Source organism: Trinickia sp., from assembly GCF_051954495.1.
GTDB lineage: Bacteria > Pseudomonadota > Gammaproteobacteria > Burkholderiales > Burkholderiaceae > Trinickia.
In genome coordinates, this window is record NZ_JBQCHR010000152.1 from 1 (window position 1) to 25,708 (window position 25,708).

The window sequence follows — 25,708 nt, forward strand, 5'->3', positions numbered from 1 at the left end:
GCTGATCGCGTAGTTGCTGCAATGCACTTTCATCAGCATTGCAGTGCGCGAGCCGATCGCGTGCTCGTAATCCGAAAGATGTGTGCGATTCGTCGTCCCGACTTCCCGCAGCCGCGCGCCCGCGCTGCGCATGATGTCAGGGATCCTAAACGATCCGCCGATCTCGATCAGCTCCCCGCGCGAAACGACGACTTCCTTGCGCGCGGCCAGCGCCGACAGCATCAAGAGCACCGCGGCCGCATTGTTGTTGACCACGGTCGCGGCCTCGGCGCCGGTTAATTCGCAAAGCCATTCGGAGACGACATCGTCCCGATCGCCGCGCTTGCCCGTCGCTAGATCGAACTCGAGATTGACGGGCTGCGTCATCGCATCGACGACGCTTCGCACCGCGGCCTCCGGCAGCAGGGCGCGGCCGAGGTTCGTGTGCAGCACGGTGCCCGTCAGATTGAAGACTGTGCGCAGCCGGCTGGCCGACTCCTCCACCAATCGAGCCGCCGTCATCGACGCAACGCCGGCCAAGTCGGGGAAAGCGGCTTGCGAGTCACCCGTCAGCATCGCCTCCCGGCATGCCGCCAGCACATTGCGTACGACACCGAGCACGCACGTCCGCCCATACGTTTCGACGAGCGGCGCGATCTCGCGCGCGGACATCACGCGCTCGACCGACGGCAGCCGAGGCAAGTCCTTGCGCGTCGCGGCCTCGCCGCCATGCGCACGAGCGCTCTCTTTCCGCCGCGAATCCGTCGTCGCATCCGACATGGCCGCTCAACGCCTCTAGCTCAATGCCACTATTCACCCTGCCGGCGAGGGCTCGCCGCCCGCTGCTTGCGGCCACAACATCGGATTGGGCGACGCCCTGCGGAACCCGGCGTCGCTCATAAGCAGGTCGAGCGCCAAACTCGCCAGATCGTCGGCCATCGGTTCGATGTCGTGGTCCTTCTCTTGGTACCCGATCTTCCGATAAACGCCGCACGTGTCGCACGATTCGGCCTTGAGCGCCTCGTCGCCCCCGGCAATGCCGTGATACGCAATGCCTTTCGTCGAATCGCAATTCGAGCATTTGACCCGCACCATGTGCCATTCGGTCGAACATAAACTGCATTGCAGAAACCGATAGCCGTCGTACTGCCCCCCGATCCGCACGACGCTCGCAACCGGCATCGATCCGCAAACGGGACATAGCCCGGGGGTCTCGAGATACGGCACATCGCGCATATCGAGGCGGCTCGCGATGTCGGTCCAGATGACTTGCAGCGCGGCCGCCACGAACGGCGCCGTGGCGGGATCGATCTCGCCGAAGCGCAGTCCGAGCACGGCGTCGGCGGCGCTGTCGAGCTGGGCGTCGCTCATGGCGCGTAACCCATCGAGCAATCTACCCAGCGATGGCGTTGCGGCGCCCGCCCCGTCTACGCGGTCTACGAGGCGACGTAGGACGTCGCGCCAGGCGGGGTCGCGCGCGCTGCCGAGCGCGCCGGCGATCGGCATCGAATGCGCTTGCGCATGCTCGATGGCCTCCGCCGACGGCATGCGTGCCGACACCGTCGCCAACGCTTGCTGCTGCGCCTCGACGAGCGTCGCCATCAGTCGAAGGTAGCCGGCGATCGGATGCCCCTGCGCCAAGCGCCTGAGCCGCACGGCGCGATCGGCGAACACCGTTTCGCGCAGCGGCAAGCGCAGGCGCGCGATGGCCGTGCGGTCGAGCGCTTCGATTTCGCCAGGTTGTAAGATCCGCTGAGTCACGAGCTCACCCCGATCGCTTGAACCGACATCGGCTATGCTTGCCGCCCCGCGCGACCGGACGCCGAGTGATTGAAGATTGATTGGAACAAGGCCTATATGCGTTGTATGACAAAAAACACGTAAGGTAAATGTCGGTATACACTGCCTTTCATTCAATCCGCCCACGCAAATCGCAAAGCCCGCATTCCCCGTATCCTCTGTCTCCTGCATTCTCATGCCGCCACCCGATGCTTCCATGTTGTCGACCGCACGCCTGACGTTGCGTCCGCTGCGCGCCGAAGACGCCGCGCCGCTGTTCGCCATGTATTCGGACGTGCAATTCATGCGCTATTGGTCTTTTCCGGTCATGACGCGCTTCGAACAAGTCGTCGATTACCTCGCCCGTCGCATGCAAGGCTCGGCCACCGAAACGGAGATCGTCTGGGCCGTGGAGATCGCCGCCACGCATGAAGCCATCGGTATCTGCTCGCTGTTCGATCTCGACGCCGCATCGAAGCGTGCCGAAATCGGCTTCGGCCTGCAGCGCGCTTTTTGGGGGCGGGGCTATATGAGCGAAGCCGCGCGCGCCGTCGTCGATTGTGCGTTCGACATGCTGCATCTGCGCCGCATCGAGGCCGAGATCGATCCTCGCAACGGGGCGTCGGCGCGCATTCTCGAACGCCTCGGTTTCGTGAAGGAGGGGCTGCTGCGCGAGCGATGGATGGTCGACGGCAACGTCTCCGACAGCGCAATCTACGGACTTTTACATACCGATCGGCGCTGAGCCGAGACGTCGGCCGATGACGAGAGGCGATATCCGACACGCGCTACAGCAGCGATCGCTTTAGTCCGACAACAGCGAAACTGACGGCGACCGATCAGCGCCCATGCGTCTCGTGCGTCGTCGTGGCCCAGGCCGGAGCGTGCGTCCGCCCACCTTCGCCGTCCTGCACTTCCGACGCGATCAATGCGCTGTACAGCTCGGGCCGTCGCTCGCTCAGCCAGCGCCGCGCGATGCTCCGCCTCGCGTGCTCCGGATCGATGTCGGCCGCGGCAATCGGCGATTGCGGCGCGTCGCTCGATGCGAGCACGGCGCCCGATGGCCCGGCGATCAACGCCGCGCCCGGGCAGTTCGGCCCCCGCGCCGATTCCCGCACGTCGCTCAGGACGGCAAACAAACCGTTGTCGCCGGCGCGCACCGGCAGTGCGCGAACGTACCAATCGCGCTGCGTCGTCACCGCTTGCGCCGCGCCGATACGGCTGCGATGCGGCGCAACCAATAACGTCGCCCCCTTCAACGCCGCGACGCGCGCGTTCTCCGGCAGATAGTTGTCGGCGCCGACCAAGATGCTCATCGTGACGCCCCACGGCGTGTCATGAACGTCGATGCGCTCGCCGGCGCGCAGATGCGGGTTCTCCATCGAGTAGACCTTCCGATGGCGATGCCGCGCGCCGCCGGGCATACACACGACATAGCTGTTGTAGAGCGCGCCGTCGTCGCCGCGTTCGAGCCATCCAACGCCCGCGGCCACGCCGGACGCCTCGACCGCTTGCGCCACGGCGTCGATCGACGGACCGAACAACGGTTCGGACAACGCTTCGAGTTCGGGGCGCCGCAAGCGGCCGACCCGCACGGCTCCGGCCAGGCTCAATTCGGGGAAGACCGCCAAGCCCACCCCCTCGTGCGCAGCTCGATCGAGCTCGGCGGCAATACCGGTGGGCGGCAAAGAGAAAGGCAAGGCGGCCACCCTCAGCGGGCGGCAAGCGGGCGTGGACATGGCTTGAGCGAATCGGCAACGGAATGCCTCTATTGAATCGCCGCGCCTTCGATAAGTAAAATGAATCGTTTTCCTCGTTCGATTCCACAAAAGAATGGATCTAAAACTGCTTCGTGCGTTCCTGACGGTGGCCGAGCTCAGACATTTCGGGCGAGCCGCCGAGGCGCTGCATACGAGCCAGCCCGCCTTGAGCAAGCAAATCGGTTCGCTCGAATCGATACTTGGCGCACGTCTGTTCGAACGCGGCCGGCACGGCGCCGAGTTGACCGCATTCGGCACGGACTTTCTGCCCGACGCCGCCGCGCTCGTGCGCGATGCCGACGACATGCTGCTTCGCGCAAAGGAAGCGAGCGGCGGCAAACGCGGACGCTTGCGCGTAGGCCTTTGCCTCTCGGTGCTGACCATCGCGCCGCGATTGATCGCGGATTTTCGGCGGCAGCATCCGCAGGTGAGCGTGACGCTCGTCGATCTCTCATCGGCCGAGCAATCGCGGCGGCTGCTCGCCGGTACGCTTGACGTCGGCTTCATGCGGATGCCGAAAGGCGGCGAACTGGAAGCGTTTGCCGTGGTCGAGGAATCGCTCGCCTTGGCGATTCCGCGGGAAGCGCGCATTGAACGACTGCCGAAGGACTTGAACGTATTGAACGACATCGGCTTCGTCGCGCTGTCCCGCGCGCGGGGCGCGGGCACGGCGGACCAAATCGATCGCTGGTGCGCGCAGCGTCGGTTCGTCCCGAGGGTCGTTCAGGAAGCGCAGGACGTGCAATCGGTTTTGGCGACGGTAGCCGCGGGCGTAGGCGTCGCGTTCGTGCCTTCGCACATGCAGTTTCTGCTGCGCGACGCTACCGTACTGGCGTTACCGGGCGCCGAGGCGCGCTGGCGCGTCGGGCTCGCATGGCAAGCCGGCCGCGACGACATCGTCACGCAGCGCTTCGTCGCATTCGCGCGGAGCGCGCTCAAACGGGGCCGCGCAGCCTGACGCCTCGCTTACTTCACGCTCTGCCGAAACCACTTGGCGTGATGCTTGCGAGCCCATCCCAGCGTGACCGTGCCCCGCACCATCGCGCCGACGGAGCCTTTGACCCAGATCGCCGCGTAGACGTGCACGATGATGCCGACGATCATCGCGAACGCGAAAAACGCGTGAACGACAGCCGCGGCGCGAATGACAGCCGGAGAAAACGCATCGCCGAAATACCGGCGCCAAATGACCAGTCCGCTCAAAAGCAAAGCGACGACGCAGACCACCATGAGGAAGAACAGCAGCTTCTGCCCCGCGTTGTAGCGCCCAACCTCGGGCAGCGCGTCTTCCCGTTTGGCGAGCACGTCGTGAAATTGCCTGAGCCATTGTCGGTCGTCGGCATCGAGCATGTTGTTCGCCCAAAATCGCCCCGCGAGCAGGGCGAAAGACAAGAACAGCACCACGCCGATGAACGGATGCAGGATGCGCGTCCATTGCCCTCCACCGAACAGCGCCGACAACCAGAACATGGCCGGATGAAACAGGGCGAGCCCCGACAGCGCGAGCAGCACGAATGCGATCGCCGTGATCCAGTGAAGCGTGCGCTCGTTCGGCGTATAGCGCTCGATCGTTTCGACGTCGTCGGTCTTCATGATCGTTCCTTGCGTTCAGCGCGTATGCGCTGCGCTTCGTCGCGCGCCGTCGCTTCGTCCTCGTCCGTCACCTCATCGGGCCCGACGCGCGCGTAGTGGAAGAAGCCCGCCAGCACCGCCAGCGCCATCGCCCCGAGCGCGAGGGGCTTTGTCACGCCCTTCCACAGCGATACGAACGGGCTGATGCGCGGATCGTCGGGCAAGCCGTGATAGAGCGACGGGCGATCGGCATGATGCAGCACGTACATGACGTGGGTGCCGCCCACGCCGGCGGGGTCGTACAGCCCGGCGTGGTCGAAACCGCGCTCCTTCAAGTCGACGATGCGCTCGGCCGCCTGGGCTTTCATATCGTCCTTCGCGCCGAACATGATCGCGCCCGTCGGGCATGTCTTCACGCAAGCCGGCTCCTGCCCGACGGCTACGCGATCGGAACACAGCGTGCATTTGTAAGCGCGATGGTCTTTTTTCGAAATGCGCGGCACGTCGAAGGGGCACGCACTGACGCAATAGCCGCAGCCGATGCAGTTCTCCTCGTGGAAATCGACGATGCCGTTCGCGTATTGCACGATCGCGCCCGGCGACGGGCATGCCTTGAGGCAAGCCGGATCCTCGCAGTGCATGCACCCGTCCTTGCGGATCAGCCATTCGAGCCGCCCCTGCGGGTTCTCGTATTCGGTGAACCGCATGACCGTCCATGAATGTTCGGTCAAATCGGCGGGGTTGTCGTACACGCCGCTCGCCTGGCCGATCTCGTCGCGCAGGTCGTTCCACTCCATGCAGGCGGCTTGGCACGCCTTGCAGCCGATGCATTTCGTCACATCGATGAGTTTGGCGACGCCGCCCGTCGACGGCTCGCGCACGGAAGGCGGCTCAACGGTCGTGGCCGAGCGCCGTTTGATGTCGAGCGATTGCAGAGCCATGACTGTCCCCTTACGCCTTTTCGACCTTCACGAGGAAGGACTTGAACTCGGGCGTCTGCGAGTTGCCGTCGGCAACCGACGGCGTCAATGTGTTCGTCAAGTAGCCCGGTTTCGCCAGCCCCATGAAGCCCCAATGCAAGGGGATGCCCACCATCTGCACCTTCTTGCCTTCGATCGTGAACGGCTTGATCCGCTTGGTTACGACCGCCACCGCGACGATATAGCCGCGCTTGGACGAGACTTTGACGCGCTCGCCGTGCTTCACGCCGATCTGACTCGCCAGCTCTTCGCCGATTTCGACGAACTGCTCGGGCTGCAGGATCGCGTTCAGCCGCACGTGCTTTGTCCAGTAGTGGAAGTGCTCGGTCAGCCGGTACGTCGTGGCGATGATCGGAAACTCGTTGGCCGTGCCGAACATCGCGCGATCGTCGGCGAAGACGCGCGCCGCCGGGTTGCTCGTCGCGAGCTTATTGTTCGGGTGCAGCGGGTTGTGCCCGAGCGGGTTTTCGAACGGTTCGTAGTGCTCGGGGAACGGGCCTTCGACCATCGCGTCGCGCGCGAAGAACCGCGCCACGCCCTCGGCCAGCATGATGAACGGCCCCATGCCGTTCTCGGGCGGCTCGTCCAGCTTGAAGTCGGGCACGTCCGCCCCGCCCCAGGCGCTGCCGTTCCAAGCAATGAGCTTGCGCGCCGGGTCGAGCGGCTTGCCGCTCGCATCGCAAGAAGCGCGGTTGTACAGCACGCGGCGGTTCGCGGGCCAGGCCCACGCCCATCCGAGCGTTTGCCCGATGCCGGTGGGGTCGGCGTTGTCGCGTCGCGCCATCTGATTGCCCGCTTGCGTCCATGCGCCGCAAAAGATCCAGCACCCGCTGGCAGTCGAGCCGTCATCCTTCAATTGGGCGAAGCCCGCAAGCTGTTCGCCCTTCTTCACGAGCACGTTCGTCGAATCCTTCGGGTCGGGTAGGTCGGCCAGCGCGCGGCCGTTGTACTCCTTCGCCAATTCCTCCGGGGTGGGACTCTCGGGGTTGGCGTACGGCCAGGAAAGATTGACGATCGGGTCCGGATACTTGCCGCCCTCCTTACGGTAGAGGTCTCGAATGCGCACGAACAAGCCGCCCATGATCTCGAGATCGCTGCGCGCCTCGCCTGGAGGCTGCGCGCCCGTCCAATGCCACTGCAAAACACGACTCGAGCTGACGAGCGAGCCGTTTTCCTCGGCGAAGCAAGTCGTCGGCAAGCGAAACACTTCTGTTTGAATGTGCGCCGTATCGACATCGTTGTAGGCGCCGTAGTGCTTCCAAAACTCCGATGTTTCGGTGGCCAACGGATCCATTACCACGAGCCATTTGAGCTTGGCGAGCGCCGCCGCGGTTTTCGCCTTGCTCGGCGCGGCGGCGAGCGGATTGAACCCTTGCGCGATGTAGCCGTTCATCTTGCCCTGATACATGAGTTCGAGCCCCTGCATCAGGTCGTACGATTTATCGAGCTTGGGCAGATAGTCGTAGCCCCAGTGGTTGTCGGCCGTGGCCGCGTCGCCCCACCAAGACTTCATCAAGCTGACGAAAAACGCCCGGTAGTTCTTCCAATAGCTCAGTTGATTGGGCCGCAGCGGTTGCAGGGCCCGCTTCGCGATATAGGCGTCGAAATCCTGCTCCGCCTGCATCGGCAAGGTCATATAGCCCGTAAGCAGATTCGACATGAGGCCGAGATCGGTCAGCCCTTGGATGTTCGAATGGCCGCGCAACGCATTCATGCCGCCGCCCGCCACACCGATATTGCCGAGCAGCAGTTGAACCATCGCCCCGGTTCGAATCATCTGCGCGCCCACCGAGTGATGCGTCCAACCGAGCGCGTACATGATCGTGGCCGCGCGATTGGGCACGGCCGTCGACGCCAATGCTTCGCACACCTGAACGAACGACGTGCTCGGCGTACCGCATACGCGTTCCACGAGTTCGGGCGTGTACCGGGCATAGTGCGCCTTCATCAGCGCATAGACGCAACGCGGGTGCTGCAGCGTCGGATCGACCTTGACGAAGCCATCGTCGCCGCGCTCGTAGTCCCACGTCGATTTGTCGGGGTAGCCGTGCTTGGTTTCGTCGTAGCCTGAATAAAGGCCGTCGTCGAACTTGAAATCTTCGCGGACGATGAACGACATGTCCGTGTAATCGCGCACGTAGTCGTGCTGGATCTTGTCGTGCGTCAGCAGATAATTGATGACGCCGCCGAGAAACGCGATGTCCGTGCCGGTGCGGATCGGCGTGTAGAAATCGGCAACGGACGCCGTGCGCGTGAAGCGCGGATCGACCACGATCAGCTTGGCCTTGCGGTGCGCTTTGGCTTCGGTCACCCACTTGAAGCCGCAAGGGTGTGCCTCGGCCGCATTGCCGCCCATCACGAGAATCACGTCGGCGTTCTTGATGTCGACCCAATGGTTCGTCATCGCGCCGCGGCCGAACGTCGGGGCAAGACCTGCCACCGTCGGGCCGTGTCAGACACGCGCTTGATTGTCGAAAGCCAGTAGGCCGAGGCTGCGCGCCGTCTTATGCGTCAGATAGCCGACTTCGTTACTGCTCGCCGATGCCGCGAGCATGCCCGTCGTCAGCCAGCGGTTGACCTTCAGGCCGTCGTCGGTCGTCTCGACGAAATGCGCGTCGCGATCTTCCTTCATCAGCTTGGCGATGCGCTCGAGCGCATCGTTCCACGAGATCGGCTGCCAGCGATCGCTGCCCGCCGCGCGAAACTCGGGATGCGTCAAACGGCTCGGGCTATGGATGAAATCGATCAGGCTCGCGCCTTTCGGGCACAGCGTGCCGCGATTGACGGGGTGATCGGGATCGCCTTCGATATGGACGATGCTCGTGCGCACGTTCTTTGCGCCGTCGCCGAGCCCGTACATCAGAATGCCGCAGCCGACCGAACAGTACGGGCACGTGTTGCGCGTTTCGGTTGTGCGCGCAAGCTTGTATTGCCGCACCTCGGCCAGCGCGTCGTCCGCCGAAAAGCCGAGCAGCGCCAGGCTGGAACCGGCCAGGGAAGACGCCGTCACCTTGAGGAACTGGCGTCGTGTGAGTTGCAACATGAGGGTCTCCTCCGCGCCATTGCACGCTATGGAGTGCTTAAAAGTGTAGGCGGCGCCGGAGCGATTCGCGAATCAGTCCATATTGCGCCGCAACATGCGACGGACAGGCATGCGGCCTGCAACGGCGCAGGCATCGGGGCATACATAGAACGGGGTTCGATCGATGGCTTCACTTTCCCTCAGCCGTTTGCCGCGCGCGGCTCGCCGCGAGGGCGCGTGCGCGGTCGACGCGATGCAGCACTTCAGCGAGGACCGCTGCACCACGATGGCCGCCGGCATCGCTTTTTACTCCGCGTTTTCGCTCGCGCCGATGCTAGTCATGGTGATCGCCGTGGCCGGCTGGTTCTTCGGCACGAATGCCATCCGCGGCCAGATCTTCCAAGATGCGCACGTCCTCATCGGCGACGAAGCCGCCGCCGCCGTGCAGATGATCGTGATCAACGCCCGTTCGCACAGCGGCACGGGCGGCACGGCCGCGTTCGTTTCGTTCGTCGCCCTCGCGCTCGGCGCTTCCGCGACGTTCGCCTCGCTCAATACCGCGCTTTCGATCGTGTGGCCAACCGATTCGTCGGCCCGCGTCTCGACCGTGCTCGCACTCGTCAAAGTCAGACTAATTTCGTTCGGGCTCGTGCTCGGCGTGGCCTTTCTCGCGATCGTCTCGCTCGTGCTGGATACGGTCGTGACTTTCGTCGGCGAATGGCTGCTGGGCGGAACGCCGTTCGTCGTCGTCGGCGACATCTTGCAGCTCGTGCTGGGTGTGGTCGTGCTCGCTTTCTCCTTCGCCGCCTTGCTCAAATTCCTGCCCGATGCGCACGTGGCCTGGCACGACGCGCTCACGGGCGGCATCGTCGCCGCCCTGCTTTTCACAGCCGGTAAAAAGCTTTTCGCCATCTATTTAGCCCACGCCGGGCTCGCCAATGCATTCGGGGCCGCCGGTTCGCTGGCGGTATTGCTGATGTGGCTGTACTTTTCCGCAGCCGTGCTATTGCTCGGGGCTGAATATGCCGCCGCTCGCGGGCGGCGACGAGTCGCCGCCAATAAACCAGGCGTGCCCAATAAAGCAGATCATTAGAACCGTTACTCGAGTCAGCATATTTGTGCGGCCCTGTCTAGCCGCGATGCGTCGCGCCGTTTCGGGGCATTGCGCTGCATCGACGTGCATTGCGCACTCGGATATCGCATCTGTGGTCCGTTCACCGCCGCGGCGGGCGCCAGAGCCGCCCCACTGCGGCGATCGACCGCACGCATTCAGGGAAAGTTGCGCAATTGCGACGCAATTTTGCAGCTTCTTTGCATTCTGTCTAATTCAGTATTTCAGAGGCAGCAATAATCGGGTGTTCGCTTTTTACCGCTTTGAAGGAGCCTTTGTTTCATTTTGACGACAGTGAATTTTTTTCACTCATCCTTTCAAGTGCATTGCGCTACTCTCCTTTCCGCAACAGTCTAATAACGCTTCGCGTGGAGAAATGATGAAAAAAATCGCTTTGTCAACCCTCTCGCTCGCCCTCCTCGGTGCAGCCGGTGCAGCTCATGCGCAAAGCAGCGTGACGCTGTACGGCGTGATCGATACGTCGCTCACGTACGTGCATAACGCGGACGGCAACAAGAACCTGTGGGCGCTCGGCAATGCAAGCGGCGGCGACTTGGCCGGCACGCGCTGGGGCCTCAAGGGTCAAGAAGACTTGGGCGGCGGTCTCGCTGCGATCTTCCAATTGGAAAACGGCTTCGATCCGTCGAACGGCCGTCTGGGCCAGGGCAATCGCGAATTCGGCCGTCAAGCGTTCGTCGGCCTGACGAGCCAAACGTACGGCACGCTGACGCTGGGCCGCCAGTATGACCCGGTGGTCGATCTGGTCCAAGGCATCACGGCCGACAACTACTTCGGCAGCGCGTTCGCCACGCCGGGCGATGTCGACAACTACGACAACAGCTCGCGCACGGACAACGCGATCAAGTACCTGTCGCCCACGTACGCCGGCTTCCAATTCGAAGCCATGTACGCGCTCGGCGGTGTGGCCGGCTCGACCGGCAGCGGCCAAACGTGGTCGCTCGCGGCCGCGTACAACAACGGCCCGCTCGGCGTAGCCGCCGGTTACTTCCGCGCCGACAACACGAACACCGTGGGCGCGAACGGCTTCCGCTCGACGTGGGGCGGTACGTCCGGCGGCACGTTCGACGGCCCGATCAACCTCGGTTACATTTCGGCGAAGTCGATCGGCATCGCACGTCTTGCGGCGCAATACACGGTCGGCCCGTTCACGATGGGCGCGAGCTACAGCAACGCGCAGTACAAGGGCGACAGCCTGTCGACGTTCGGTTCGACCGAGAAGTACAACGTCGGTCAAGGCTTCCTGAACTATCAAGCCACGCCGGCGCTGCTGCTGGGCCTGGGCTATAGCTACACGAAGTCGAGCGGCGATACGTCGGCTACGTACCACCAAGCTTCGCTGGGCGCGGATTACACGCTGTCCAAGCGCACCGACGTGTACCTCGTGGGCGCGTATCAGCACGCAAGCGGCCAAACGAGCGACGGCGCCGGCGGCAAGATTGCCGCGCAAGCCTCGATCGGTTCGTACGGCTACAACGGCACGAGCTCGCAAGAACTCGTCGCTTTGGGCCTGCGCCACAAGTTCTAATCGGCCTAGTCGAGCGATCGACGACAGTCTAGAAGCATAGTCGGCAATAAGCAGCATCGAGCCAGCCGGGGGCGACCCCGGCTGGCTTTTTTGTTGCCTCCGCGTTTGCCGCGCCTGCCGCATCCGCCGACGCACGCCCGGCATGAACCGGTGCAAACGAGGCCGATCGAAGCGGAATCGCGGCAGATGGCGCCCAACCCAATCGAAAGCAATCGAAACCATTTAGAAAGCTTTATGTCGCGGACGCTTCATATGCGCATGGTCCAATGCGCCGTTCTTCCAAGAATAACCACCGTTCGCCGCGGCTTCCTTCGCTGTCATCTCACCGGGAAAGGGTGACGGCATACCCGTCCGGAAGCTTGCGACAACGACAAACCAGGAGTGCGTCCCCATGTTTCGCCGCAAGCTCTTCCCTATCGCCGTAGCAGCCGCTTCGTTCGCCGTACTGGCTGCATGCGGCAGTTCGAATGACACGCCGGCCGCGCCCGTTGCGTCGGTCTCGGTGCAAGACGCCCTCGCCACCTCGACGCCGATCAAACACGTCGTCGTCATCTACGGCGAAAACGTCTCCTTCGATCACTACTTCGCCACGTACCCGAGCTCGACGAACCCGGCGGGCGAACCGGCCTTCACGGCCGCCTCGGGCACGCCGACGGTCAACGGCCTGAGCGGCACGTTGCTCACGGCCAACGCGAACGCGAATGCGGCGCTGAACGGCACGGACGCCTCGAACCCGTTCCGTCTGGACCGCACGCAAGCTGCGACGGCCGACCAGAATCACGCCTACACGGCTGAAGAACAAGCGTACGACAACGGCCTCATGGATCTCTTCCCGAAGTTCACGGGCAAGGGCACGAGCGGCGGCGCCGGCGCGTTCGGCACGAAGGGCCAAGTGATGGGCTACTACGACGGCAACACCGTCACCGCGCTCTGGAACTACGCGCAGAACTTCGCGATGAGCGACAACGCCTACACCGACACGTACGGCCCGTCGACGCCGGGCGCGCTCGAAGCGATTTCGGGCCAAACGAACGGCATGCAGATCGTCAAATCGTCGCGTAGCTCGTACTACGTGGCCGACGGCCAAGGCGGCTTCACGATGATCAACGACGTGGATCCGGGCGCCGACGTCTGCTCGAGCACGACGGACACGGCCTTGATGACGGGTAAGAACATCGGCGATCTGCTCAACGCCAAGAGCATCACGTGGGGCGGCTTCATGGGCGGCTTCAACCTGTCGACGGTCAACAGCGACGGCTCGACGGGCTGCGCACGTAAGACGCTCTCGACTGTGGTCAACGCTTCGACGGCCGACTACATCCCGCACCACAACTGGTTCCAGTACTACACGTCGACGGCCAATCCGCAGCATTTGCGTCCGGCTTCGATGGCGGCCGTGGGCTACACGACGGCGCCCGGCGCGACGACGGCAGACCCGGCCAACCACCAGTACGACAGCGACGATTTCTTCGCAGCCGTCAAGGCAGGCAATTTCCCGTCGGTCAGCTTCCTGAAGGCGCCCGCGTATCAAGACGGCCACGCCGGCTATTCGGATCCGCTCGACGAGCAAGCGTTCGTGACGAAAGTCGTCAACTTCCTGCAGCAGCAGCCCGATTGGAAGAACACGGCCGTCTTGGTCACGTGGGATGACTCCGACGGTTGGTACGACCACGCCTACGCGAGCCCGACGTCCGCTTCGTTCTCGAGCGCCGACATGTTGAACGGCACGAACGTCTGCGGCAGCGGCACGGCGCCCCTCGGCGTGAACGGCTCGCCCGTGAACGGCCGCTGCGGCCCGGGTACGCGCATTCCGTTCCTCGTCATCTCGCCGTACGCCCGCAAGAACTTCGTCGACCATACGCCGGTCTCCCAAGCCTCGATCGTGCGCTTCATCGAAGACAACTGGCTCGGCGGTCAACGCATCGGCGGCGGTTCGTTCGACGCGACCGCAGGCAGCATCTCGAGCATGTTCGACTTCACGAGCTCGCCGCGCACGACGCCGCTGTTCCTCGATCCGACGCTGGGCACGCAAGTGGCCACGGCGCCGTAAGCAAGACGATCACGTCGCCAGCCTAGCGCGCGAAACGGTGCGCTAGCGCAACGCATCTCGACCCCACAGCCCGGCAACGGGCTGTGGCTTTTTGTCTGTTGGCATTCGACGTACTACTTCTTACCACGATGCAACCGCTCGACTCAGCCTTGCCGAACTCGCCCGCCGGTCGCCGCCTTGCCGCGACACGCCGCCGTTTCTTCGTCCGCATCGTCGCCCTTGGCGTGCTCATCGCCGCCGCCGGCGCCTGCGCATGGGCGTTCGCCTATCCGGACCAAACACCCGCGGCCGTCGGCGACATCGTGGAGCAATTGACGGGCGCGAATCCGCACCCGGTGCATCTAGTACGCCCCCCTGTCGCCCCGCTCAGCGCGATGGCGCTGCTCGGCAAGCAGATCTTCTTCGATGCGAGCTTGTCGGCGTCGGGCAAGCTTTCGTGTGCGTCGTGCCATAGCCCCGCCCACGCGTACGGTCCGCCCAACGCCCTGCCCGTGCAGTTCGGCGGCCCTTCCATGACGCTGCAAGGCGATCGTCCACCGCCTTCGTTGATGTACCTCTACCGGCAGCCGAACTTCAGCATCGGCCCCGAACAGGCCGACAACGACACGCCGGCGAACTTCGCGCAGGAAGCCGCGCAAGCATCGGGCGCCGCGCGTGCGCAAAAAACGGCCGGCGCAGCACCCGCCGCGCCGGCCATCGTGCCGCAAGGCGGCATGTTCTGGGACGGCCGCGCCGATACGCTGCAGATGCAGGCGTTCGGGCCGCTGATGAATCCCGTCGAAATGGCCAACGCGAGCGAAGAAGACGTCGCGCGCAAACTCGACAGCGCGGCCTACCGCAAGGTCTTTATCCAGCTGTTCGGGCCGGACATCTTCAAGAACCCGCGCATGCTGCTCTCGGAAGCGATGTTCGCGGTTGCGCGCTACCAGGTCGAGGATCCTTCCTTTCACCCCTATTCGAGCAAGTACGATTACTGGCTCGAAGGGCGTGCGCGGCTGACGCAAGCCGAGCTGCGCGGCTTGAAACTATTCAACGATCCGCAAAAGGCGAACTGCGCGGGCTGCCATTTGTCGCAACCCTCGCGTGACAAGCTCCCGCCGATGTTCACCGACTATGAATACGAAGCGCTGGGCGTCCCGCGCAACACCGCGCTCGCCGTCAATCGCAACGCCGGCTTTTACGACATGGGACTGTGCGGCCCTCATCGCACGGATCTGGCCACGCAAACGCAGTACTGCGGCATGTTCCTCACGCCGTCGCTGCGCAATGCGGCTACCCGTCATGCGTTTTTCCACAACGGCGTCTATCACTCGCTCGACCAGGTGCTGGCGTTCTACAACTTGCGCGACATCGAGCCCGGGAAGATCTATCCGCGCGACGCAAAAGGCAAGGTGGCGCAGTACGACGACCTTCCGGTCAAATACCACGCGAACATCGACAAGGCCGACGCCCCCTTCGATCGCAAGCCGGGCGACGCCCCTTCGATGACCGAAACCGACATCAAGGACATCATCGCCTTCCTGCAAACGCTGAACGACGGCTACCAACCGGATGCAAAAGCACACTAAGCATTAAGCACTCAGCGCTAGGCATCGCGCCGACCCATAAAAAATCCCGCGAAGGCATGACGCCTTCGCGGGATTTTTACTTCGGCGAAACCGAATTTAGGCGGAAGCCGCGTCCTTCAGCTTCTTCAACGCACGCGCCTTGATGCGCACGCTCGCCGGCTTGGCCGGGAACCAGCGCTCTTCACCCGTGAACGGGTCCTTGCCGAAGCGCTTCTTCTTCGCCGGCACGGCTTGCACGACGATCTTCAGCAGACCCGACAGCGTGAATTCGCCGGCGCCCTTCTTGTGAACGGTGCCGAGGATCGTGTCTTCGAGCGCCGCGAGCACCGCCTTGACGGACTTCGGCTCTACAGCCGAGCGATCCGCGAGGTGGGCAGCCAGCGAGGCCTTCGTGAAGGTGTCCTTGATCGGCGTCGGAGCGCCGGACGCCTTCACGGCGACCTTCTTAGCCGCGGCAGTCTTCGCGGGAGCTTTCTTGGCAACTGCTTTCTTTGCCGGTGCGACGGCAGCTTTTTTCGCAACCTTCTTTGCGGAAGTCGACATGTTTCTCCTACCTGTTGGTCGTTGAACGCACGAAGCGCGTACGACGTACGCGGCTTCAAGGCCGGATTCTACAAGCGCTGCGCGCGTTTATGCATCTCTTTTGTGTTTCGAGAGCATGTTTACAGGGGGTTTTGTTGCGCGGCGCTGACTATTTCGGCGCATTTGACGCCCGTCGTCGGAAGTCGAAGGCTTTCGACGACGGGCGCAAAGGGTTTGCCCGGAGCGGACCAACCCGAGGAAAAGCCCTGAATTTCAGGGCTTTCAGGCCATGCCGAGCGCCGGATCGCTCATGCTCGGACGCCCCGTTTCGACGTGGCCGGCCAGCGCGCGGACGAATTTCGCATCGGCGTCCACGGTCACTTGCAGGTCGTACCAACCGTGATGCGCGCGCAAATCGAGATACAGGTCCGCGTTTTCGCCGCCGGCGACCTTGCGCGTCAAGCTCGTACCGTCGTACGCGTTGACGATCGTGAAGGTGCATGCGGCGGACCCCGCATTTTGCAGACGAAGCTCGATGTTGCCGTTGGCTACGTCGTACGACTCGACCACTTCGGGCATGGCCACGCCCGAGCTCCAGAAGTGCGCGGCGACGGCGCGGCCGGCGAAGCGGCGAGCGAAACCGTTGGGGCCATGCACCGCGAAATCGTACGTACCGTCGGCATCGAGCGCGAAGCCGTCGACGAGATGCTTGTTCCGCTCGACCGTGTAGGCCTTCGGCGCATCGGCGCTCGCCGCCTTATAGACGTGAAACGCCGCGCCGGCATGGCCCGTGTTCGTGAATTTGAGCTGCAGCCGCGATTGCCCCGCCTCCACGCGCGCTCGCACGAAAAGCTCGTACGGCAACGCGCGCGCCGGGCGAACCCCGGGTTCCTGACGCGGCTGCGCTTGCACGAGCGGAGGCAGCGGCACGTAGTCGGGATGGCGCTGCTGATCGGCGGGCGCATAGGCGCTCGTGCTCGGCAGCGTCGGAAACGCCGCATTGGGATTCGCGAAATCGAACGCGCGCGTCAGATCGCCGCAGACGGCCTTGCGCCAGGGCGTAATGTTGGATTCGCACAGCTTATGCCCATGGCCGAACCGCCGCTCGATGAAGCGAATGATCGACGTATGGTCGAACGTTTCGGAGCAGACCCAGCCGCCCTTGGACCAGGGCGACACCACGAGCATCGGCACGCGCGGCCCGAGCCCGTATGGGCCGGCCGGGTACTTCGCATCGCCGGCGAAATATTCGTTGATCGTGTCGACGGTCGAGTTCCCCGCCTCCTTCGACCAGGGGGCGTACGGCGGCGCGATGTGATCGAAAAAACCGTCGTTCTCATCGTACGTGATGAAGAGCGCCGTCTTGCTCCATACCTGCGGGTTCGACGTCAGCACTTGCAGCACTTGGTCGACGTACCATGCGCCGTAGTTGGCCGGCCAATTCGGGTGCTCGGAATACGCCTCGGGCGCCACGATCCACGAAACCTGCGGCAACGTGCCGTTTTCGACATCCTTCTTCAGGATGTCGAAGTACCCGCCGTTCGCGGCGACGTTGGTGCCGGTGCGCGCCCGCTCGTAGAGCGGATCGCCGGGCTGCGCGTTGCGATATTGATTGAAATACAGCAGCGAATTGTCGCCATAGTTGCCGATGTAGGCGTTCACTGTCCAGCCCCATGCGCCGGCTGCGTTCAACCCCGTGCCGATGTCCTGGTAGACCTTCCACGATACGCCGGCCGATTGCAGGACTTCGGGGTACGTCGACCATGAATAGCCGGCCTCCGCATTGTCGATCACCGGGCCGCCGCCCTTGCCGTCGTTGCCCACCCAGCCGGTCCACATGTAATAGCGATTCGGATCGGTCGGCGTCATGCCCGAGCAATGATAAGCGTCGCAAATCGTGAACGCGTCGGCGAGCTGGTAGTGGAACGGGATGTCCTGACGCGTGAGGTAGGCCATCGTCGTCGTGCCTTTGGACGGCACCCACTGATCGTAGCGCCCACCGTTCCAAGCGTGCTGGGTCGTCGTCCAATCATGCGGCAAGTCCTGCAGGAACTGCATGCCGAGATCGGATGCGCTCGGGCGAAAGGGGAGCACGTATCCGGCATCGCCGGCCAGCGGCTGATGCCAAACGCTCTTGCCGTTAGGCAATGTAATCGCGCGGCGATCGCCGTAGCCTCGCACGCCGCGAAGCGTACCGAAGTAATGATCGAACGAGCGGTTCTCCTGCATGAGGATCACGATGTGCTCGATGTCGTTGATGCTGCGCGTCGTGTCGTGGGCGGGAATCGCCAGCGCATTGCGAATGCCGGCGGGCAGCGCGCCCATCGCGGCAGCCGCGCCTGCCGCTTGAGCGGCGGCGCGCAAAAAATCTCGGCGGCTTGTCGATGTCATATTGGTTTCGTGTATCTGACGAAGAAGTGGAACGAAAGACGGCCTCGCAAAAGCGACGCGCGCCGACGCACTACGGCAAAACCCACCCACTAAAGGCAACGGACGGCACTACGAAGATAGACGATGGGCGATAGCTTGCGGCAACCGCCACGCTCGCCTTTGAAACAATGAAGCGAAAAAAGCTGCGTGTGGCCCGTGCAAAACGAGCGGCCACCCGCCGCGTCGGCTCAATCGGCGGTATGCATGACCGGCGGCAGCAGTGCGCCGGGCGCGCCCGCCTCGGGCGAACCGCCCGAGGTATCGAAGCCCTGCGCCTTGCCGTCGGCGTTCGCCTGAGCCGAGAATGCGCCGCGGGTGCCCGGAAGCATGGGCGTCGAATCGGCTGCGCGCGCCTGCTCCATGCGATCCTCCCCGCGACTGCATCCGGCCGCCAACGCGCACGCCAGCGCACCGGCCAGCACGGCCAGCACCGTCGCGGGCCGCCGGCCCGCCGACAAACGTTTGCTCGAAGACGCGCGAGCTGTCCACGACCGCGGCACGATGATCGTCACTGCCCCTCCCATTTCGACGCTGCACCGGTACGCGCACTGTCCGATGCATGCGCGTAACGAATCCGGTGGAATGGCGGACCAGCATAGAAACGAATCATGTCCGCACGATGAATGTCGCGAGACGCGCCCAATGCGCACACGCCCGGGCGAACGCCGGGCGTGCATCGAGGAAAACGGAGAGGGGGAAAAGAAGAAGCGAAACGGCGGGGCCTTAGGACGCGGAGGACGTTGCAGACGTCAGGTTGCCGACGTAATCGCGCAGGTAGGTGTCGAACGCCGCGCCGATCTCGGGGTGCCGCAGCGCGAATTCGACCGTCGCTTTCAAATAGCCGAGCTTGCTGCCGCAATCGAAACGCCGCCCGTAGTAGCGGTAGGCGAGCACCTGCTCTTCCGCCAGCAGCGAATGAAGGGCGTCGGTCAATTGCAACTCGCCCAGCACGCGGGGCTCGAGCTGACGCAGGTGATCGAAGATGCTCGGCATGAGGACATAGCGGCCGACCACCCCAAGGTTCGACGGCGCCGCCTCGGGCGACGGCTTTTCGACGATGCCCGAAAGCTTGAAGATGTCCTCCTCCCACTCGCGGCCGTCGACGACGCCGTATGAGCGGCTATCCTCGCGCGCGATCGCCTCGACGCCGATGATCGTGCTGTGATAGTGGTTGAAGACGTCGATCATTTGCTTCATCACGGGCTGCTCGCCGTGGAGCAGATCGTCGGCGAGGATGACGGCGAACGGGCTGCCCGAGACGAGTTTTTCCGCGCATAGCACCGCATGACCGAGGCCTCGCGCGGCAGGCTGACGAACATAGAAACAATCGACGTGGCTCGGTTTGATGTTGCGCACGAGATCGAGCAGCTTCTCCTTGCCGCGCGCTTCGAGCTCCGCCTCCACCTCGTACGAGGTGTCGAAATGATCCTCGATGGCGCGTTTGCCGCGGCCCGTCACGAAGATGAGTTCGGTGATGCCCGCTTCGATCGCCTCCTCGACAGCGTACTGAATCAACGGCTTGTCGACGACCGGCAGCATCTCCTTGGGACTAGCCTTCGTGGCCGGGAGGAACCGCGTGCCCAATCCCGCCACTGGAAACACCGCTTTGGTGACTTTCAACATCGTTCGTTCTCTTAGGGAAATGGTGGGTTATGAGTTATCCGTCATGAAGTCAACGCGCGGCGCGCATCGCCGCCTGCGCGAGAATGGCCGACACGCTCTCGAACTGTCTGCCCGGGGCGCTCGATGCGCGTTTCGCGACGTCGGCGGGCGGCGCTTCGTCGACGACGTCGATGCGCAGGCGCGATCCTTTTGCGAACGCCTCGAATGCGTGTTTCGAGGCAGCGCTGTCGGCAATCGCGCGATCGAGCGCCACGCGCGCGCACCATTTGAGCGCGAGCCGTTGAACTCGTCCCAGCGGATCGGCGCCGACCGTTCGATGCAAGTGCCATACCACCGGCCGCCGCGCGACCATGCCCGCCAGGGCGCCCACGAGCATCGTGCGCGGCGTGTTCGCGTAGATGACGTCGACGTGCCGCGCGCGCTTTACCGTCTCGCGCACAAGCGAAACGATCCCCGACAGCGTGCGCGATTTCGGCACGCTGCGTCGCTTGCTCATCCCGCGCAGGAGCGGTGCGTCCAGCACGTCGACGGCGACGCCGGCCTCTTCGAGCGCAAGCCGGAACGGTCCGTCGTCGAACAGCACGACTTCTACCGATTCCTTCATATGACTCGCGACGTTCAACAACGAAACTTCCGCTTCATCTAGGCCGCCGCTTTGATCGAGCGCCAGCACTCTGACCGGCGCGGCGCCGGCCGCTTGCACGCCGCCTGAGCCGTTCGTTCGATGGCCGCCGTCGCCATGCCGCGATGCGCCCGGCATGACCTGCTCGATGTAGGCCATGAAGCGCTGGCGAAAGGTGGCCGTCGAGAAGCGCTCCGCATTCGCGCGGCAATCCAGCGCCGAAATGCGCGCGGCGTGCTGCTCGAACTCGCGCACGGCGGCAACGACGGCCGGCACGGTCTGTTCGCGGAAGAACAGGCCCGTGGGGTGCGGCTGACCGAGTTCGCGCACCGTCTCGAGCGCGCCGCCCTTGCCGAATGCGATGACGGGCGTGCCGCACGCCTGCGCTTCGACGGGGGCGATGCCGAAGTCTTCTTCCGCGGCGAACACGAACGCCTTGGCGCGGCGCATATGATCATGCAGCACCGCGAACGGCTGATAGCCGAGGATCTCGACGTTCGGACCCGCCTTGGCCCGTATCGTCTTCATCTCGGGACCGTCGCCGATCACGACGAGACGTTTGCCCGGCATGCGCGAAAACGCCTCCACGATCAAATCGATCTTCTTGTAAGGGACCATCCGCGACGCCGTCAGATAGAAGTCCTCCTTTTGCTCGCCCACGACGAACGATTGCACGTCGACCGGCGGGAAGATGACATCGGCTTCGCGCTGGTACACCTTCTTGATGCGACGGGCGATGAACCGCGAATTCGCGACAAAGTGATCCACCGAATTGGACGTGCGCGTGTCCCAATTGCGGATGTAATGGAGCACCATGCGCGCCATGACCGAGCGCAGGCCGCGCGTCAGATTCGACTGCTCCAGATACTGATGCTGCAGATCCCATGCGTAACGAATCGGCGAATGAACATAACTGACGTGCACCTGATCGGGGCCCGTCAAGACGCCCTTGGCTACCGCGTGACTGCTCGAAATCACCAGATCGTATGCGCTGAGGTCGAGCTGCTCGATCGCGAGCGGCATCAGGGGCAAATACGCTCGGTACTTCTTTCTCGCGAGCGGCAGCCGTTGAATGAACGACGTCGTGGCGCGCTTTCCTTGCAGGAAATGCCGGTCCTCGACGAAATCGACCAGGCTGAAGATGTCCGCTTGCGGAAAGCAGGCGATCATCTGCTCGAGCACGCGCTCGGCGCCCGCATACGTCACGAGCCAGTCGTGCACGATCGCAACGCGAGGCGGACGAGAAATCGGCGCCCCCGGCGAGGTGCGAGATGCCTCGCGCTGACGATCGAGCGTGGCGGGTCCATCGGCGAAAATATCGTGGCTCATGCGCTTCTCCTCTAAGCGCCTAAGCCTACGAACAAAGTATTCCGCGTAAACCCTCAAAATATTTCAAAAAAATGCGAAAGCGCCGCTATGCTTGCCGCAGCGCCATCCTGCAGGCGCGAGAGGCGCGCAACACTCCCGTTTTTGATCAATTTTTTTGCAGCGATCAGCGCGCATGCCAAGGCGGCGTGGGGGCGCCGTCCGTCGTCGCCGTACCGACCCATTGCGCAAATTCGTCGTCCAGCGAGGTCGACAACCGTTGCATATAGTCCCAATAGGCCCCGTATTGCCCCGCACGAAACATCGGCACGATAGCGGCCAGATGTTCCGGATGGCGCTCGAACATGAAGCGCATCGCCATGTAGCCCCAGCGGTAGGTTCGATTCACGTAGTCATCCATCGAATACGTGTTGCCAAAGATCTCGCTCAAACGATATTGCCCTGTCTTGGCCGCGGCGATCGATTCGGGATCGTCGTTGCCGCGCGACAGGTATTCGGCCAGCCCTTCGATCCACCAGACATCGGGCTTCACCGTGGCCGCCTCGAAATCGCCGTACATATCGTATCGACCGTCGAGGTAATGCACGAATTCGTGCTTCAGATTCCAAACGGAGAACTGCGGCTGCAGCCAGGTCGCCACGAAGGCGATAAAGCGCGGCTGATTCCCCTGCTGCGACGGTTCGCCTTCGAGATAGACGCCGCCGTTATCGACGTCGTTGTCAAAAAAGACCGGAGAGTAATGATGATATTCCTCTCTATCGGCAAAAACGACGACCTCCAGCGTCGTGCTGTGGTCGTCCGCCACCGGCGTTTCATGCGTGGCGAGCATGGCGTGAAAGAATGGGGTTTCCTGCGCCATCAGCGTGCAGGCCGAGCGCGCTTGGTCGGCGTTCAGCGATTGCGTCCGTAAATGCACCGCGCCGCCGTCGCACTGATAGTTATTCGAAAGAATCGCACTCGCCAGCACCGTTTCGAAATTGCACGTTTTGTAAAAACTGCAGTTCGCGTTGTCGTAGGCTTTCACGGCTTGGGCGGCGCCCAGCCAGATATAGCGATCGGCGCCGGCCATCGTCGAGTGTTGGAGCGCGTCAGACATCATCGTACGAACGGTCGGCAATAGCGCAGGGTGCTGGGCGAAGCGGAACGCCTCGTTCTCGGCTTGCTCGAGTTGAAAGCTCGCGGCGCTGTCGTTCAGCAGCATCGGCTTGTTCGCCGTCACGAAGCGGTAGAGGGCCGTCGCATACGAGGGGTCGTTTTCCAACAGAGGCAGCGCGTCGGCTCTCGAGTGAGCGAAGTAGAAAACCGTTAGAAGCCCGGTAAATCCGTAGCCTACCGTGGGATCGTCGAGCGCATGGGCCGCATTAGGATGCCTCGGCGTATTGGTGAAGCGCGTCACCCACCACTTCATGAGATCGAGGTAATTGGCTTCGTCGCGCATGTCGGTGATCAGCATGATGACCGTGCCTGCCGTGGTCGGCGCGTCCTCGTTGGGGGCGAACAACCTATCGCCCGCGACGAGCGCCACGATCGAAGGCCGCAGCCACGCGAGGACATCTTCGCCGATCGCCTTGATGCGTCCTTCGTTCGCGAGCGAATAGGCCGCGCGAAAGAACACGCCTAGATTGGCGAGCGCCGTGCCCTTCGACGTATAGGAGATGCCCGCGAACGCAAAGCGCTGTGCGACGGCTAGCAGATTGCCATGCGAGAAGACACTCGCCGCCAGCGAAGGCGCGAGCGCAAACAGCGGCGTCAAGCAATCGGCGCTGGGCAGACCGACCAGGTAGTCGGCCAGATCGTCGGCTTGGTGGCTTGCCAGCGCCGTCATGTCGCTGCATGCCGTTTCGCTGGGCGTGAGTTCGCCGGCATGCATCGACTTGCGCAGTTCGGGTGGAATCAATTCCTGCCGCAACCGGCCGCTAGGCGGCAGATAATAGCGCTGCTCGATTTGCGTCGGCGGCAGCAGCGACGGCTTATGCGGCATGGGAACGTCATGCCGATGCGTGTCGGCCACGCCCACGTCGGTTGCGTTTCGATGCCGAGCGTCGATGCCGCCGGCGTAGCTGCCGGTCATCGCGAACGCACAAGTCAAACCCAGCATGGCGGTGCATGCCGCACGTACGATTGTTCTCATCACCCCTCCCGTCACCGGTCGGCGAGAGCGGAACGCGCGGTGTGCGGGTAGCTCGCCGACGGAACGACTCTAGGAGGGCGCACGGCGGGTGACCAGCTACCTAGGCTGATAGCTGCCCACGCATCGAAGGCCTATGCATGTGGCGCGCCGGCGAACGACGGCGCGTGCAAGCGCGAATCGAACCAGGCCGGTGTCGCACGCTTAGCTGGCGTCGGAATGCCAGCCCAAGCCCAGGCTCTTTTGCAGCAGGACGAAATCCTTGAGCAGCTCGGCCCGCCCCGCCACCACGTCTTGCTGGGCCGAAAACTGCGTGCGCTCCGTATCGAGCAGGTCGATCGCCGTCGCGACACCCGCGGCGTAGCGCTGCCGCATGAGCGTCGATGCGCGCTGCGCCGATGCGTCGACTTCTTCGAGACGCACGACGTGCTCGCGCTGATGACCGTAGCGCGACAGGGCCGAGTTCGCATCCTCGAGCGCGGCGAGCACCGTATGTTCATAGTGCGCCGCGGCCTCGTCTCGCGACGCCTTGGCCGAATTCACATCGGCCGCCGTCCGGCCGAAGTCGAGGATGTTCCACTGCAGATACGGCACGCCCAGCCAAGAAAAGTTAGCTTTCCTAACCAAATGGCCCGGGTCGGCCGCCGTGAAGCCGAGATCGCCCAGCAGCGATACCTTAGGGAAGTAGTCGGCGACGTGCTCGCCGATCTGCGCGTTGCTCGAAGCCAGCCGGCGCTCGGCCGCGCGAATATCGGGGCGTTGCCGCAGCAGCGAAGCCGGATCGCCCACCTGGACCGTCGACGGCAACGTCGGCAATGGCTTGTGAGCCGATAGCTCGGCATCGAGATCGCCCGGTGCGCGGCCGGTCAGCACCGCCAATCGATCGAGCGATTCGGCAATTTGTTCGTCGAGCGGTACGAGCGCGGCGCGCGTGGTTTGGACTTGCCCGGAAAGGCGCTCGACGTCGACATCGGCGGCCGTGCCGTGCGCGCGCCGCTCTTGCGTCAATGCGAGCATGCGCTGCTGCAGATCGGCCGATTGCCGCGCAAGCAAGAGCCGTTGCTGCTCGTCGCGCAGATCGATATAGGCCTGCGCCACTTCGGCGGCCAGCGAGACTTGCGTGTCGGCGAGATCGGCGTCGATCGCGTCGGCTTGCGCCGAGGCCGCTTCGACCGCGCGACGCGTGCCGCCGAACACATCGATCTCCCACGACGCGTCGAGGCCCAGCGTATAGAGCTGCAGCGGCCCCCGGCCCGATCCGCCGCCGCCCCCGTTGTTGCCGGAGGACAACGCCGACAGATCGGGGCTGCGCATGCGCACCGCGGCCGCGGTGGCCGATGCTTTCGGAAGCTCGTTCGCCCGCTGTCCCATGAGCTGCGCGCGCGCCTCCCGCAAGCGGGCCTGCGCGGCATGGATGTCCGGATTGTGCGCGAGCGCCGCGTCGACGAGCGCGTCGAGCTGCGGATCGCCGAGCTCGCGCCACCATGCGCTCGCGGCGGGTGCGCCGGCTGCCACGCCGGTGGCCGGCGCGCGCACGAACGCAGGCGCCTTCAGCGAATCGGCCGCGACGCTCGGCGCGCCGTGATAGTCGGGGCCCACGGCGCAAGCCGACAACATGCACAGTGCGGCCAGCGCGCAGGCGGGAGCGGCAAGTTGAGACAAATAGGAAGAACGGCGAATCGACATGGTG

At 63.7% G+C, this 25,708-nt stretch carries 18 protein-coding genes and 1 pseudogene; 6 read left to right on the forward strand and 13 right to left on the reverse strand.

All coding sequences use genetic code 11. The annotated features are described in order from the left end of the window. Both selA and fdhE read right to left on the reverse strand, forming a co-directional pair. A partial coding sequence (gene selA / locus ACTHNR_RS20360) for an L-seryl-tRNA(Sec) selenium transferase (protein WP_440549467.1) occupies positions 1–759 on the reverse strand: 759 nt, incomplete at its 3' end. Between the two features lie 33 nt (positions 760–792). After that, on the reverse strand, positions 793–1,740 hold the full coding sequence (fdhE, locus tag ACTHNR_RS20365) for a formate dehydrogenase accessory protein FdhE (protein WP_440549468.1): 948 nt from the start codon (positions 1,738–1,740) through the stop codon (positions 793–795). A 214-nt stretch (positions 1,741–1,954) separates the two neighbouring features. Here fdhE and ACTHNR_RS20370 point away from each other — a divergent pair, with 214 nt between their 5' ends. Further along, positions 1,955–2,503, forward strand: coding sequence for a GNAT family N-acetyltransferase (locus ACTHNR_RS20370; RefSeq protein ID WP_440549469.1), 549 nt, complete (start codon positions 1,955–1,957; stop codon positions 2,501–2,503). 94 nt (positions 2,504–2,597) lie between these two features. On the opposite strand, the gene ACTHNR_RS20375 is transcribed toward ACTHNR_RS20370, so the two are convergent. Next, complete coding sequence (locus ACTHNR_RS20375; RefSeq protein WP_440549470.1) at positions 2,598–3,497, reverse strand: nitrilase-related carbon-nitrogen hydrolase; 900 nt, start codon at positions 3,495–3,497, stop codon at positions 2,598–2,600. 94 nt (positions 3,498–3,591) lie between these two features. On the opposite strand from ACTHNR_RS20375, the gene ACTHNR_RS20380 reads away from it, so the two are divergent. After that, positions 3,592–4,476, forward strand: a complete 885-nt coding sequence (locus tag ACTHNR_RS20380) for a LysR family transcriptional regulator (RefSeq protein ID WP_440549471.1) — start codon at positions 3,592–3,594, stop codon at positions 4,474–4,476. 8 nt (positions 4,477–4,484) lie between these two features. On the opposite strand, the gene ACTHNR_RS20385 is transcribed toward ACTHNR_RS20380, so the two are convergent. Genes ACTHNR_RS20385 through fdnG form a run of 3 tightly spaced genes read right to left on the reverse strand, consistent with a single transcriptional unit; the run spans position 4,485 to position 9,113 of the window. Further along, positions 4,485–5,111, reverse strand: coding sequence for a formate dehydrogenase subunit gamma (locus ACTHNR_RS20385; RefSeq protein WP_440549472.1), 627 nt, complete (start codon positions 5,109–5,111; stop codon positions 4,485–4,487). Continuing rightward, positions 5,108–6,031, reverse strand: coding sequence for a formate dehydrogenase subunit beta (fdxH, locus tag ACTHNR_RS20390; protein WP_440549473.1), 924 nt, complete (start codon positions 6,029–6,031; stop codon positions 5,108–5,110). Before fdxH ends, ACTHNR_RS20385 begins: the two co-directional genes overlap by 4 nt. A gap of 10 nt (positions 6,032–6,041) precedes the next feature. Continuing rightward, the gene (gene fdnG / locus ACTHNR_RS20395) at positions 6,042–9,113 is read right to left on the reverse strand and encodes a formate dehydrogenase-N subunit alpha (RefSeq protein ID WP_440549474.1); all 3,072 of its coding nucleotides are present in this window, start codon (positions 9,111–9,113) and stop codon (positions 6,042–6,044) included. A 163-nt stretch (positions 9,114–9,276) separates the two neighbouring features. Between fdnG and ACTHNR_RS20400 the strand changes: the two genes are divergently transcribed. The 4 genes from ACTHNR_RS20400 (at position 9,277) to ACTHNR_RS20415 (ending at position 15,367) form a co-directional block, all read left to right on the forward strand. After that, positions 9,277–10,185, forward strand: coding sequence for a YihY/virulence factor BrkB family protein (locus tag ACTHNR_RS20400; protein WP_440549475.1), 909 nt, complete (start codon positions 9,277–9,279; stop codon positions 10,183–10,185). 397 nt (positions 10,186–10,582) lie between these two features. Beyond that, positions 10,583–11,749: a porin gene (locus ACTHNR_RS20405; protein WP_440549503.1), complete on the forward strand. Its 1,167-nt coding sequence runs from the start codon at positions 10,583–10,585 to the stop codon at positions 11,747–11,749. 391 nt (positions 11,750–12,140) lie between these two features. Next, the gene (locus tag ACTHNR_RS20410) at positions 12,141–13,799 is read left to right on the forward strand and encodes a phospholipase C (protein ID WP_440549476.1); all 1,659 of its coding nucleotides are present in this window, start codon (positions 12,141–12,143) and stop codon (positions 13,797–13,799) included. Between the two features lie 128 nt (positions 13,800–13,927). Continuing rightward, positions 13,928–15,367 (forward strand): cytochrome-c peroxidase, encoded by a 1,440-nt coding sequence (locus ACTHNR_RS20415; RefSeq protein WP_440549477.1) that lies wholly within the window; start codon positions 13,928–13,930, stop codon positions 15,365–15,367. 96 nt (positions 15,368–15,463) lie between these two features. Here ACTHNR_RS20415 and ACTHNR_RS20420 read toward each other — a convergent pair whose 3' ends face one another. The 7 genes and pseudogenes from ACTHNR_RS20420 to ACTHNR_RS20450 all read right to left on the reverse strand — a co-directional run bounded on the left by ACTHNR_RS20420 (position 15,464) and on the right by ACTHNR_RS20450 (position 25,704). After that, positions 15,464–15,910 carry an HU family DNA-binding protein gene (locus tag ACTHNR_RS20420; RefSeq protein WP_440549478.1) on the reverse strand — a complete coding sequence of 149 codons (447 nt, stop codon included), beginning with the start codon at positions 15,908–15,910 and terminating at the stop codon, positions 15,464–15,466. A 261-nt stretch (positions 15,911–16,171) separates the two neighbouring features. Then, a complete protein-coding gene (locus ACTHNR_RS20425) occupies positions 16,172–18,280 on the reverse strand; it encodes a phosphocholine-specific phospholipase C (protein ID WP_440549479.1) in 2,109 nt (702 codons plus the stop codon). 227 nt (positions 18,281–18,507) lie between these two features. Beyond that, entirely contained in the window at positions 18,508–18,831 is a 324-nt protein-coding gene (locus ACTHNR_RS20430) for a hypothetical protein (protein WP_440549480.1), read from the reverse strand. A gap of 211 nt (positions 18,832–19,042) precedes the next feature. After that, positions 19,043–19,942: a UTP--glucose-1-phosphate uridylyltransferase GalU gene (gene galU / locus ACTHNR_RS20435; RefSeq protein WP_440549481.1), complete on the reverse strand. Its 900-nt coding sequence runs from the start codon at positions 19,940–19,942 to the stop codon at positions 19,043–19,045. Between the two features lie 58 nt (positions 19,943–20,000). After that, positions 20,001–21,893, reverse strand: a pseudogene (locus tag ACTHNR_RS20440) (glycosyltransferase); the annotation flags it as partial. Positions 21,894–22,056: 163 nt separating this feature from the next. Next, positions 22,057–24,021, reverse strand: coding sequence for a collagenase (locus ACTHNR_RS20445; RefSeq protein WP_440549482.1), 1,965 nt, complete (start codon positions 24,019–24,021; stop codon positions 22,057–22,059). A 201-nt stretch (positions 24,022–24,222) separates the two neighbouring features. After that, positions 24,223–25,704 carry an efflux transporter outer membrane subunit gene (locus ACTHNR_RS20450; RefSeq protein WP_440549483.1) on the reverse strand — a complete coding sequence of 494 codons (1,482 nt, stop codon included), beginning with the start codon at positions 25,702–25,704 and terminating at the stop codon, positions 24,223–24,225. Positions 25,705–25,708: the final 4 nt, after the last annotated feature.